We start from the raw sequence: 12,272 nt of genomic DNA on the forward strand, positions 1-12,272 counted from the left end.
TCTCCCCCACCCCAGCGCTGCTCGGACCGATCGAGGCTGGCCGCATCATCGATGCGGCCAGCCTCGACTGCTTTCCGGGAACGGTCCGCTGACCGGTCGATCCGGCTGACGCCGGGCATCCCGGGGTTCGCCGACATCCACAGTCGTCGCACAGCCACCCGCTACGAGCGGCAAAAGTGGCGTCACGACAGTGGTCGGTATGACAGCTCCGATCTCCGCTCCCCTGCTCGTCGCCGGTGTCGCGACGGACCCCCCGACGGTGGCGCCGCGCCTGCAGCGGGGACCCGTGGACACCACCGGCCCCGTCCCCGTCCTCGACGTCACCATCCCCGTGTACAACGAGGAGAAGGACATCGAGGCGGCGCTCCGTCGCCTGCACCGGCACCTGACGGACCAGTTCCCGCACAGCTTCGCCATCACCGTCGCGGACAACGCGAGCACCGACGACACGCTGCCGGTCGCCGAGCGGGTCGCTCGGGAGCTGCCCGAGGTGCGAGTCGTCCACCTCGACGAGAAGGGGCGGGGGCGGGCGCTGCGCCGCGTGTGGTCCGACTCCCCGTCGCCCGTGCTCGCCTACATGGACGTCGACCTCTCCACCGACCTCGCGGCGCTCGGCCCCCTGGTGGCACCGCTGATCTCGGGCCACTCGGACGTCTCCATCGGCACCCGCCTGGCTCGCGGCTCCCGCGTCGTGCGCGGTGCCAAGCGGGAGTTCATCTCCCGCTCGTACAACCTGCTCCTGCGCTCCTCCCTCGGCGCCCGGTTCTCCGACGCGCAGTGCGGCTTCAAGGCCATCCGCGGGGACGTCGCCCGGATGCTGCTGCCCTACACCGAGGACAACGCCTGGTTCTTCGACACCGAGCTGCTCGTCCTCGCCGAACGCAGCGGCCTGCGGATCGCCGAGGTGCCGGTGGACTGGACGGACGATCCCGACTCGACGGTCGACATCGTGCGGACGGCCGTCGACGACGTCAAGGGGATCGTGCGGATCAGCCGGGACCTCGTCCGCGGGCGGATCCCTGTCGAACAGCTGCGCACCGCCGTCGGGCGCGGCACCATCCCCGGCCAGACGTCGACCCTGTTCACCCAGGTCGTGCGCTTCGGCGTCGTGGGCGTCGCCTCGACGCTCGCCTACCTCGGGATCTTCGTGCTGTTCCGGCTGTGGGTCGACCCGCAGGCGGCCAACCTGATCGCGCTGCTGACGACCGCGATCGGCAACACCGCCGCGAACCGGATCTTCACCTTCGGCGTCAGCGGCTCCGCGGGGGCGCTCAAGCACCACGTGCAGGGGCTGATCGTCTTCGGCATCGGCCTGGCCCTCACCTCGGGCGCCCTCGCCGCCGTGCATGCGTCCGGTTCCCCGCACCGCGCCGTCGAGGTGGCCGCCGTCGTCGGCGCCAACCTCCTCGCCACCCTCGTCCGGTTCCTCCTGTTCCGGCTCTGGGTGTTCCGGCCCGGCTCCCGCGGCGCGAGCCGGACGGGCGGCACTCCCGTCTCCGACGTTCCCGTGACCACCGCGCCGGCCAACCCGCTGGCTGACGCCATCGCCGGAATGGCGCCGACCCCGGCCCTCAGCACCCCCTCGATCCCCGCCTCCCCCGCCTCCCCGGCCTTCACGAAGGACACGAACCGATGAGCACCTCGACCTCCGCGACCGGCACCCCGGAGCGCCGGACCACCGCCCCGCCCCGCTACCTCCTGGACGCGACCTCCGCGACGGACGTGATCGATCACCCGCAGCAGCACGCGGACCGGCACGCCGCCCCTGACGACGAGCGGACCCGCCGGTCCCACGCCGCCGGTCGGGGGATCGGCCGCTGGGTGACGGGCGGCGACCAGCCCCGCCGGGTCCGGCCGTCCGCCCTGGGCCTGCTGCTGGGCACCGGGCTCCTCTACTTCTGGAACCTGACGATCTCCGGCTACGGCAACTCCTTCTACGCCGCCGCCATCCAGGCCGGGACGAAGAGCTGGACGGCGCTGCTGTTCGGCTCCCTCGACGCCGGCAACGCCATCACGGTGGACAAGCCGCCGGCCTCCCTGTGGCTCCCGGCCCTGCTCGGCCGCCTGTTCGGCTTCAACTCGTTCACGGTGCTCGCCCCGCAGGCCCTCATGGGCGTGGCCGCGGTCGGGTTGCTGTACGCCGCGGTCAAACGGACGAGCGGCCCCGCGGCCGGGCTCATCGCCGGTGCGGCGCTCGCCCTCACGCCGGTCGCGACCCTGATGTTCCGCTTCGACAACCCGGACGCCCTGCTCACGCTGTGCCTCGTCGCGGCGGGCTACGCGGTGGTGCGGGCTTGTCAGAAGCACGGCGCGCGCTGGCTCTTCCTCGCCGGCGCGCTGCTCGGCCTGGCGTTCCTGACCAAGATGCTGCAGGGCTTCCTCACCATCCCCGCGCTCGCCCTCGCCTACCTGTGGGCGGCGAACACCGGGATCGGTCGGCGCCTCCTGAACCTGCTCGCCGCGCTCGGCGGCATCCTCGTCGTCGCCGGCAGCTACCTGCTCGTCTTCCAGCTCACCCCCGCGGATGCGCGGCCCTACATGGCCGGCACGCAGACCAACAGCTTCCTCGAGCTCACCTTCGGCTACAACGGCCTCGGCCGCATCTTCGGCGGCGAGGGCAACGGCGGCGGTGGCGGCGGCATGGGCGGAGGCGGCAACACCGGCTTCGGCGGCTCCACCGGCGTCCTGCGCATGTTCAACTCCGCGTTCGGCTCCGAGGTCTCCTGGCTGATCCCGGCCGCCGTGATCCTTCTCGTCGCCGGCCTCTGGTTCACCCGGCGAGCGCCGCGCACCGACCTGACGCGGGCCTCCCTCATCCTCTGGGGCGGCTGGATGATCGTGACCGCCGGCATCTTCTCCTTCATGGAGGGCACGATCCACCCGTACTACGCCGTCGCCCTGGCGCCCGGCATCGCCGCCCTCGTCGGCATCGGCGCCGTCGAGCTCTGGCGCGGCCGGACGTACCTCGCCCCGCGCATCGTCCTGGCGGTCAGCATCCTCGCGACCGCCGTCTGGTCCTTCGCCCTGCTGTCCACCGCATCGAGCTGGCTGCCGTGGCTGAAGTGGGTGCAGCTCGCGCTCGGCGTGCTGACCGCGACCGCGCTGGTGTTCCGGCTCGACGCGGTGCGCCGGATGGGCGTGGCCGTGATCATCGCGGCCCTGCTCTCCTCGGGCCTCGGCATGGGCTCGTGGGCGATCGCGACGGCGGCGTCGGCGCACTCCGGGTCGATCCCGACGTCCGGCCCGGCGAGCGCCGGCGGCGGCATGGGTGGCGCTCGGGCCGGCGGTATGCCCGGCGGTACGACGGGCCAGGCACCCGGCGGCACGACGGGTCAGACTCCCGGCGGCACGACGGGTCAGACTCCCGGCGGCACGACGGGCCAGAACGGGACGACCGGCCAGGCTCCCGGCGGTACCACCGGCCAGGCACCGACGGGGCAGGCACCCGGCGGCATGGGTGAGGCGGGCGGCGCCAACGCCGAGCTGACGGCGCTGCTGCAGAAGACGACCACCACCTGGTCCGCGGCCATCTCGGGGGCGACCGGTGCGGCCGATCTCGAGCTCGCGTCCAACACGTCGGTGATCGCGCTCGGCGGCTGGAACGGCTCGGATCCCTCCCCGACGCTGGCCCAGTTCCAGCAGATGGTCCGCGACGGGAAGATCAGCTACTTCATCTCCGGTGGCGGCATGGGCGGCGGCGGAGGGATGGGCGGCGGCTCGTCGTCCTCGTCCGAGATCGCCCAGTGGGTGGCCGCGAACTACACCGCCACCACCGTCGGCTCGAGCACGGTCTACGACCTGCGCTCCTGACCCCACCGCCACCATCTGACCCCCACCTCCCGCCAGCTCGTCGATAGACGTTCACCGGTGCTCCGATTCGGGCCCGATCGAACATCTGTCGACGAGCTGGCGGACCCCTCTCCCCGAAGGAGAAGACGCATGACGACCTCCCTCGCCGGCTCGACCGGCACGTTCGACGCCGCGGGCCCCGGCCGGGGAACCGACGCCCACGCCGATGACCCGGCCGGCAGCCCGTCCGCTCGACGCAGCCGGCGCACCGCCCGCCGCGTCGCGGGCGACCCCGGCCGGACCCGCCTGGCCCGGGGTGCTTCCCGGCTGGGCAGCCGGGTGCGGCCGACGCGGCAGACCTGGCCGGTGTACGCGCTGCTCGTCGCGACCGCCGTCCTCTACCTGGCGGGCCTGGACGCCTCCGGCTGGGCCAACCCCTTCTACTCCGCGGCGGCACAGGCCGGGTCGCAGAATTTCACGGCCTTCCTCTTCGGTTCCTCCGACGCCGCCAACGCGATCACCGTGGACAAACCGCCGGCGTCCCTGTGGTTCATGGCGATCTCGGTCAAGCTGTTCGGCCTGAACTCGTTCGCCATCCTCCTGCCGCAGGCGCTGATGGGCGTCGCGGCCGTCGGCACCGTGTACGCCGCGGTGACCCGGGTGGCCGGCCGGGTCGGCGGCCTGATCGGCGGCGCCGCCCTCGCGGTGACGCCCGTCGCGACGCTGATGTTCCGATTCAACAACCCGGACGCGCTGCTGGTGCTCCTCCTCAGCCTCGCCGCGTACGCCACGGTCCGGTCCATCCAGAGCGGCCGGGCCCGCTGGCTGATCGCCTGTGGCGTGCTCATCGGCTTCGCCTTCCTGACCAAGCAGCTGCAGGCCCTGCTCGTCGTCCCCGGCTTCGGGCTGGTCTACCTGGTGGCCGCGCCGCACCGCGTCGGCCGGCGGCTCCTGCACCTGCTCGGGGCGATGGCCGCGCTCGTCGTCTCGGCGGGCTGGTGGATCGCGCTGGTCGAACTGACCCCGGCGCAGTACCGCCCGTACATCGGCGGCACGCAGACCAACTCGATCCTCGAGCTGACCTTCGGCTACAACGGGTTCGGCCGGCTCACGGGCGACGAGGTGGGCAGCGTCGGCGGCGGCGGGGCGACGTCGACGACGGGTCTGTGGCGAATGTTCTCCGCCTCCTTCGGTGGCCAGATCTCCTGGCTGCTGCCGGCCGCCCTCGTGCTGATGATCGCCGCCCTGTGGATGACCCGGCGGGCGCCGCGGACCGACCCCGCCCGCGCCGCGCTGCTGGTCTGGGGCAGCTGGCTGCTCGTCACCGGCCTGGTGTTCAGCCTCATGGCGGGCATCATCCACGAGTACTACTCGGTGGCGCTCGCCCCGGCCATCGCGGCCGTCGTCGGGATCAGCGCCGGGCTGCTGTGGTCGCAGCGGGACGCCGGGCGGCCGGCCCCGGTGCCCGCCCTGCTGCTCGGATCGACCGTGATGATCACCGCGTTCTGGGCGTACATCCTCCTCGCCCGGACGCCGACCTTCCTGCCGTGGCTGCGCTGGGTCGTCCTCTTCGGCGGGATGCTCGCCGGCGTCGGGCTCGTGATGCTGCCGCACCTGACCCGGCCCGCAGGGCGGGCGGTGGCCGCCGTCGCCGTCGTCCTCGCCCTCGCGGGCCCGGCGTCGTACGCGGTGCAGACCGCCTCGACCGGCCACACCGGCGCCATCGTGACCGCCGGCCCGTCGACCGGCATGGGCTTCGGCGGCCGCGGTGGGATGGCCCCTGGTGGCGCGATGCCGCAGGGCATGGGCCAGACGGGCGCGGGCCAGACGGGTGCGGGCCAGACGGGTGCGGGTCAGGCCACCGGCCAGCAGGCCGGCCCCGGCGGCCAGGGCGGCGCGGGCGGCATGGGAGGACTGCTCAACGCCACGACGCCGGGCACCGCCCTGGTCGCGGCCCTGACCCAGAACGCCGGGACCTACACCTGGGCGGCCGCCGTCGTCGGCTCGAACAACGCCGCCGGGTACCAGCTGGCCACCGGGCTGCCCGTCATGGCGGTCGGCGGCTTCAACGGCACCGATCCCGCCCCGACGCTCGCCCAGTTCCAGCAGCTGGTGAAGGAGGGGAAGATCCACTACTGGATCGCCGGCACGATCGGGATGCAGGCCAACGGTGGGTCCGACGCGGCCAGCCAGATCGACGCGTGGGTGCAGGCGACCTACACGGCGACGACGATCGACGGCGTCACCGTGTACGACCTCACTTCCTGACCGCTCCACCCGCCAGCTCGCGCACGTTCGGTCCAGTGCGACACATTCGGTCGAGGGTTCGACCGACCATGTCGTTCTCGGCCGAACGTGCGAGCACCACGTCTCGGGATCGCGCCACCCCGGGGAGGGCGGGGCCGCCGTTCATCCCGCCGAAACACGCGGTCGAGTATCCTGATGTGACGCAGGACGCCCCGCCGCCAACGGGGGTCGTCCGGCAGGCTGTGATCCGCGGCGGGAGAGTCCCGCACCTGCGGGCGCCGAAGGAGCAATTTCCTCCCCGGGAATCTCTCAGGCCCCTGTACCGCCGTGGCGAGCCACCTCTGGAAAGCAGCCCTCGCGGGCTCACCGACGGTGCAAGCCGGCCCGACCGACACCCGGACCCGGCGGAATCTCTCAGGTCCGATACAGAGCGGGGAGGGACCCGTCCGTACCGGCACCCGCCGGCTGACCGACCTCCGGAGTTCCTCATGATCTCGTCCACCCCCGCGGCGTTCGTCGACCGCCACATCGGCGCCCGGCGCGACGAGCACGTCAAGCACATGCTCAACGCCATCGACCTCGACTCGGTCGAGGCGCTCGCCGCGATCGCCGTTCCCGACAGCATCAAGCAGGACGAGCCGCTCGAGCTCGGCACGGCCCTGAGCGAGTCCGACACCCTCGCCGCCCTCCGGGCCCTGGCGACCAAGAACGTCCAGCGGGTGCAGATGATCGGCCAGGGCTACTACGACACCGTCACCCCGCCGGTCATCCGCCGCACCGTCGTCGAGAACCCCGCCTGGTACACCGCCTACACCCCGTACCAGCCCGAGATCTCCCAGGGTCGGCTCGAGGCCCTGCTGAACTTCCAGACCGCGGTCGCGGACCTGACCGGGCTGCCCATCGCCAACGCCTCCCTGCTCGACGAGGCCACCGCCGTCGCCGAGGCCGTCCTTCTCATGCGCCGGGCGAACAAGAACAAGGACGCGAAGAACGGCATCACGGTCCTCGACGCCGACCTGTTCCCGCAGACCATCGCCGTCGTCACCGGCCGCGCGAAGGCGCTCGGCTTCGAGGTCGTCGTCACCGACCTCTCCGCCGGCCTTCCCGAGGGCCCCGTCAACGGCATCGTGCTGCAGCAGCCGGGCGCCTCCGGCCGCGTCGAGATCGCCACCGAGCTGATCGATGCGGCGAAGGAGCGGGGTGCGATGGTCACCGTCGCCGCCGACCTGCTCGCGCTGACCCTGATCACCTCCCCCGGCGAGCAGGGTGCCGACATCGCCGTCGGCTCCGCCCAGCGCTTCGGCGTCCCCTTGTTCTACGGCGGCCCGCACGCCGCGTTCATCGCCGTCCACCAGGGCCTGGAACGGCAGCTGCCGGGCCGGCTGGTGGGCGTCTCCAAGGACGACGCCGGCACCCCCGCGTACCGGCTCGCCCTGCAGACCCGCGAGCAGCACATCCGCCGGGAGAAGGCGACGTCGAACATCTGCACCGCGCAGGCGCTGCTCGCCATCGTCGCCGGGATGTACGCCGTCTACCACGGTCCCGAGGGCCTGAAGGCGATCGCCGAGCGCGTGCATGGCCACGCCCGCGAGGTCGCCACGGCGCTCGACGCCGCCGGCGTCACCGTGGCACACGCGAGCTTCTTCGACACCGTCACCGCGTCCGTGCCGGGTCGGGCCGACGAGGTCGTCGCCGCCGCCGAGCGCGAGGGCGTGAACCTGCGCCGGGTCGACGCGGACACCGTCAGCATCTCCTGTGACGAGCTGACGATCAGCGCCCACGTCCTGACGGTCGCCCGGGCGTTCGGCTCCGACGTCGACGCCGCCCCCGCGCCCGACGCGCGCTTCACCCTGCCGGCCGAGGCCCGGCGGTCCAGCGACTACCTGACCCACCCGGTGTTCCACACCTACCGCTCCGAGACGCAGATGATGCGATACCTGCGTCGCCTCTCGGACCGGGACCTGGCCCTGGACCGCACCATGATCCCGCTCGGTTCCTGCACGATGAAGCTGAACGCGACGGTCGAGATGGAGGCCATCACCTGGCCCGAGTTCGCCGGCATCCACCCGTTCGCCCCGGACTCCCAGACCGCCGGCTGGCGCGAGCTGATCGGCGAACTCGAGGCCGACCTGGCCGCGATCACCGGGTACGACCGGGTGTCCATCCAGCCCAATGCCGGGTCCCAGGGCGAACTGGCCGGCCTGCTCGCGATCCGCGGCTACCACGTCAGCCGCGGCGACGACCAGCGCACGGTCTGCCTCATCCCGGCGTCGGCGCACGGCACGAACGCCGCCTCGGCGGTCCTCGCCGGCCTGAGCGTCGTCGTCGTCGCGACCGCCGACAACGGCGAGATCGAGCACGACGACCTCGCCGCGAAGATCGAGGCCAACCGGGACACCCTGGCCGCGATCATGATCACCTACCCGTCGACCCACGGCGTGTACGACGCCGACGTGCGCATGGTGTGCGACGCGGTGCACGAGGCGGGCGGCCAGGTCTACATCGACGGGGCGAACATGAACGCCCTCGTCGGCCTCGCCCGTCCGGGCCGGTTCGGCGGCGACGTCTCCCACCTGAACCTGCACAAGACGTTCTGCATCCCCCACGGCGGCGGCGGCCCCGGCGTCGGACCGGTCGCGGTGCGCGAGCACCTGGCGCCGTTCCTGCCCGGCGACGCGGCGACGTGGAACGTCGGCGACGACGGTGTCGGCATCCCCGTGTCCGCCTCGCTGTTCGGCTCCGCCGGCGTGCTGCCGATCTCGTGGGCGTACATCAAGCTGATGGGCGGCGAGGGCCTGACCCAGGCGACGACGTCGGCGCTGCTGGCGGCCAACTACGTGGCCCGCCGGCTCAACGAGCACTTCCCCGTCCTCTACACCGGCGAGGCCGGCCTGGTGGCGCACGAGTGCATCCTCGACCTGCGGGACCTGACCGCCCGCACCGGCGTCACCGCCGAGGACGTCGCCAAGCGGCTGATCGACTTCGGCTTCCACGCCCCGACCCTGTCCTTCCCGGTGGCCGGCACCCTCATGGTGGAGCCCACCGAGTCCGAGGACCTGGCCGAGCTGGACCGGTTCGTCGACGCGATGGTCGCCATCCGCGCGGAGATCGACGCCGTGGCCGACGGCGCGATGGCCGTCGCCGAGTCCCCGCTGCGCCGCGCCCCGCACACCGCGGCCGCCGTCGTCACGAGCGACTGGGACCGCCCCTACACCCGCGAACAGGCCGCCTTCCCGGGCGCGACCCGCACGCAGGACAAGTACTTCGCTCCGGTCGGCCGCATCGACGGCGCCGGTGGGGACCGCAACCTGGTCTGCGCGTGCCCGCCGCTGAGCGCGTTCGAGAACTGACGTCCTCGCCGCTCACACCGACCTCTCACGCCGACCTCACGAGACCGGAGTATCCCCATGACCGAGACCACCACGCAGCGCTTCACGGCGCTGTACGACGTCCACGCCGCCCTCGGCGCCTCCTTCACCGACTTCGGCGGCTGGCAGATGCCGCTGAAGTACGGGTCGGAACTCGCCGAGCACCGCGCCGTCCGCTCCACGGCGGGCCTCTTCGACCTCTCCCACATGGGCGAGATCCAGGTGCACGGCCCGCGGGCCGGCGCCTTCCTCGACCACGCCCTGGTCGGCCGGCTGTCCGCCATCGCGGTGGGCAAGGCCAAGTACTCGCTGATCTGCGCCGAGGACGGCGGGATCATCGACGACCTGATCGTCTATCGGCTGGAGGAGGACGAGTACCTTGTCGTCCCGAACGCCGGGAACGCGGCGACCGTGTCCTCCGAGCTGGCGACCCGGCTGGCCGCCTTCACCGGCATCGACGCGGACGGCGTCACCCTGAGCGACGTGTCCGCGGAGACGTCGCTGATCGCCGTGCAGGGCCCGAACGCCGAGGCGATCGTGCGCGCCGTCGTCCCGGCGGAGCAGGCCCGGGCCGTCCCCGGCCTGCGGTACTACGCGGCCGTGCGGGTCACGGCCGCGGGCGTGCCCGTGCTGCTGGCCCGCACCGGGTACACGGGCGAGGACGGCTTCGAGCTGTTCGTCGCGAACGACGACGCGGCCGGCCTCTGGGCCGCGCTGCGGACCGCCGGCGAGCCGCACGGCCTCGTGCCCTGCGGGCTGGCGGCCCGCGACTCGCTGCGCCTCGAGGCGGGGATGCCGCTGTACGGCAACGAGCTCTCCCGCGACCGGACGCCGTTCGCGGCGGGCCTCGGCGGCGTGGTCGCCCTGGCGTCCAAGGAGGACGACTTCGTCGGCCGTGCCGCGCTGCAGACGGCGAAGGACGCCGGCGAGGGCGCCACCAGCGGTCAGCGCCTGGTCGGGTTGAAGGGCCTGGGGCGGCGGTCCGCCCGCTCGCACTACGCGGTGCTGGCCGACGGCGCGCAGGTCGGCGAGGTCACCTCCGGCCAGCCCAGCCCCACCCTCGGCTACCCGGTCGCGATGGCCTACGTCGACGTCGCCCTGTCCGAGCCCGGCACCCGCCTCGACGTGGACCTGCGCGGGAAGGCCGAACCGTTCGAGGTCGTCGCCCTGCCGTTCTACCGGCGCGAGCAGTAGTCTCTCCCCCCGCTTTCCCGCACGAGTCTCCCGCACGAGAAGAGGAACCCCTCCATGAGCTCTGTCCAGACCGGCCTGCGCTACTCCGTCGAACACGAGTGGATCGACACCGAGGCGTCGCCCGCGAAGGTGGGCGTCTCGAAGGTCGCCGCCGACGCCCTCGGCGACGTCGTCTACGTCGACCTGCCCGAGGTGGGCGCCACGGTGACCGCGGGTGAGACCTGCGGCGAGATCGAGTCGACGAAGAGCGTCTCGGACCTCTACTCCCCCGTCACCGGCACGGTGGCCGCCGTCAACGACGACGTCGCCGACAACCCGGCCCTGGTCAACGAGGACCCGTACGGCGCCGGCTGGCTGTTCACCGTCGAGGTCGAGACGGAGGGCCCACTGCTGTCGGCCGAGGAGTACGCGCAGCAGAACGACGTGACGCTGTAGGGTCACGCGTCCGGCGATCAGGCCGGTGGGTCACGGCTTCGCGCCCTCCTCGGGGGGCCCGTCACCGGCCTGTTGTCGTTGTCCGGGTCCCCGTTGAGCGGCGGACGTGGTCGGTCGAAAGCGACCTGATCGGTCGTCTGTTCGGCCGAACTCGTCCTTCGCGACCGAACCAATCGGAGTCATGCCGGTGCCGTCAGGGCTTCGCGCCCTCCTCGGGCTCCGGCGGGGTCTCCTTGCCGGCGGCCTCGTCGCGGGCGGCCCACTCCAGCAGCGGCGCGATGTCGTAGACGGCCTCGTCGATGCCCTCGTGCAGGTCGCCGAGTTCGGCGAACCGGGCCGGCATCGTCGCGATGGTGAAGTCGCCCGGCTCGGCGTCGTCGATCTCGTCCCAGCGCAGCGGCGCCGAGACGGTGCCGATGTCGTTGCCGCGCACCGAGTAGGCGCAGGCGATGGTGTGGTCGCGGGCGTTCTGGTTGAAGTCGACGAAGACGGCGGACGGGTCGCGGTCCTTGCGCCACCACGTCGTCGTCACGTTGTCGGGCAGCCGCCGTTCGACCTCACGGGCGAAGGCCAGGGCGCCGCGGCGGACGTCGCCGAACCCGTGCTCGGGCGCGATACGGACGTAGACGTGCAGGCCGTCACCGCCGCTGGTCTTGGGCCAGCCGGTGGCGCCGAGCTCGTCGAGGATCTCGTGGGCCACGTGCGCGGTCTTCCGGACGTCGGCCCAGGTGGCGTCGGGCATCGGGTCGATGTCGATGCGCCACTCGTCGGGCTTCTCGGTGTCGGCGCGGCGGCTGTTCCACGGGTGGAACTCGACGGTGCTCATCTGCACGGCCCAGACGACGTCGGCCGGCTTGGTCACGCACAGCTCGTCGGCGTGCAGGTTCCAGCGCGGGAAGTGCAGGCGCACCGTCTCCACCCACGGCGGGGCGCCGTGCGGCAGCCGCTTCTGGTGCACCTTCTTGCCGGCGGCGCCGTCGGGGAACCGGTGCAGCATGCACGGACGGTCGCGCAGCGCACGGACGATGCCGGGCCCCACGCTGCGGTAGTACTCCGCGAGGTCCCGCTTGGTCTCCCCGCGGGCCGCGAAGTACACGCGGTCGGGGCTGGAGAGGCGCACGTCGTAGCCGTCGACGTCGAGCACGACCGGATCCCCGAACTCACCCTTGGTGGACATGCCCCCACGCTCACCGATCCCCGGCGACTCGTCAAGTGACGACGAGAGAGACGTGGTCCGGA

At 72.6% G+C, this 12,272-nt stretch carries 7 protein-coding genes and 2 riboswitches; of the genes, 6 read left to right on the forward strand and 1 reads right to left on the reverse strand.

From position 1 onward, the window contains the following. Nucleotides 1–199: 199 nt before the first annotated feature. From V6N00_RS06610 to gcvH, 6 genes are all read left to right on the forward strand, one after another. Nucleotides 200–1,636 carry a bifunctional glycosyltransferase family 2/GtrA family protein gene (locus V6N00_RS06610; RefSeq protein WP_334231291.1) on the forward strand — a complete coding sequence of 479 codons (1,437 nt, stop codon included), beginning with the start codon at nucleotides 200–202 and terminating at the stop codon, nucleotides 1,634–1,636. Beyond that, the gene (locus tag V6N00_RS06615; RefSeq protein ID WP_334231292.1) at nucleotides 1,633–3,810 is read left to right on the forward strand and encodes a glycosyltransferase family 39 protein; all 2,178 of its coding nucleotides are present in this window, start codon (nucleotides 1,633–1,635) and stop codon (nucleotides 3,808–3,810) included. The genes V6N00_RS06610 and V6N00_RS06615 overlap by 4 nt, the downstream gene beginning before the upstream one ends. Before the next feature lie 129 nt (nucleotides 3,811–3,939). Next, nucleotides 3,940–6,057 (forward strand): ArnT family glycosyltransferase, encoded by a 2,118-nt coding sequence (locus V6N00_RS06620; protein WP_334231293.1) that lies wholly within the window; start codon nucleotides 3,940–3,942, stop codon nucleotides 6,055–6,057. A gap of 222 nt (nucleotides 6,058–6,279) precedes the next feature. Beyond that, nucleotides 6,280–6,371, forward strand: a riboswitch (glycine riboswitch). Further along, nucleotides 6,372–6,475: riboswitch (glycine riboswitch) on the forward strand. Between the two features lie 49 nt (nucleotides 6,476–6,524). Further along, the gene (gene gcvP, locus V6N00_RS06625) at nucleotides 6,525–9,386 is read left to right on the forward strand and encodes an aminomethyl-transferring glycine dehydrogenase (protein WP_334231294.1); all 2,862 of its coding nucleotides are present in this window, start codon (nucleotides 6,525–6,527) and stop codon (nucleotides 9,384–9,386) included. 57 nt (nucleotides 9,387–9,443) lie between these two features. Further along, nucleotides 9,444–10,598 carry a glycine cleavage system aminomethyltransferase GcvT gene (gene gcvT, locus V6N00_RS06630; protein ID WP_334231295.1) on the forward strand — a complete coding sequence of 385 codons (1,155 nt, stop codon included), beginning with the start codon at nucleotides 9,444–9,446 and terminating at the stop codon, nucleotides 10,596–10,598. 54 nt (nucleotides 10,599–10,652) lie between these two features. Beyond that, on the forward strand, nucleotides 10,653–11,033 hold the full coding sequence (gene gcvH, locus V6N00_RS06635; RefSeq protein ID WP_334231296.1) for a glycine cleavage system protein GcvH: 381 nt from the start codon (nucleotides 10,653–10,655) through the stop codon (nucleotides 11,031–11,033). Between the two features lie 193 nt (nucleotides 11,034–11,226). On the opposite strand, the gene ligD is transcribed toward gcvH, so the two are convergent. Then, a complete protein-coding gene (gene ligD, locus V6N00_RS06640) occupies nucleotides 11,227–12,210 on the reverse strand; it encodes a non-homologous end-joining DNA ligase (protein WP_334231297.1) in 984 nt (327 codons plus the stop codon). Nucleotides 12,211–12,272 lie beyond the last annotated feature (62 nt).

The organism is Tersicoccus mangrovi, assembly GCF_036881825.1.
GTDB lineage: Bacteria > Actinomycetota > Actinomycetes > Actinomycetales > Micrococcaceae > Tersicoccus > Tersicoccus mangrovi.

Coding starts and splice junctions, on each gene's coding strand:
- gcvP (WP_334231294.1), top strand. CDS start 6,525: ATGATCTCGTCCACCCCCGCGGCGTTCGTCGACCGCCACATCGGCGCC.
- V6N00_RS06620 (WP_334231293.1), top strand. CDS start 3,940: ATGACGACCTCCCTCGCCGGCTCGACCGGCACGTTCGACGCCGCGGGC.
- gcvH (WP_334231296.1), top strand. CDS start 10,653: ATGAGCTCTGTCCAGACCGGCCTGCGCTACTCCGTCGAACACGAGTGG.
- V6N00_RS06610 (WP_334231291.1), top strand. CDS start 200: ATGACAGCTCCGATCTCCGCTCCCCTGCTCGTCGCCGGTGTCGCGACG.
- V6N00_RS06615 (WP_334231292.1), top strand. CDS start 1,633: ATGAGCACCTCGACCTCCGCGACCGGCACCCCGGAGCGCCGGACCACC.
- gcvT (WP_334231295.1), top strand. CDS start 9,444: ATGACCGAGACCACCACGCAGCGCTTCACGGCGCTGTACGACGTCCAC.
- ligD (WP_334231297.1), bottom strand. CDS start 12,210: ATGTCCACCAAGGGTGAGTTCGGGGATCCGGTCGTGCTCGACGTCGAC.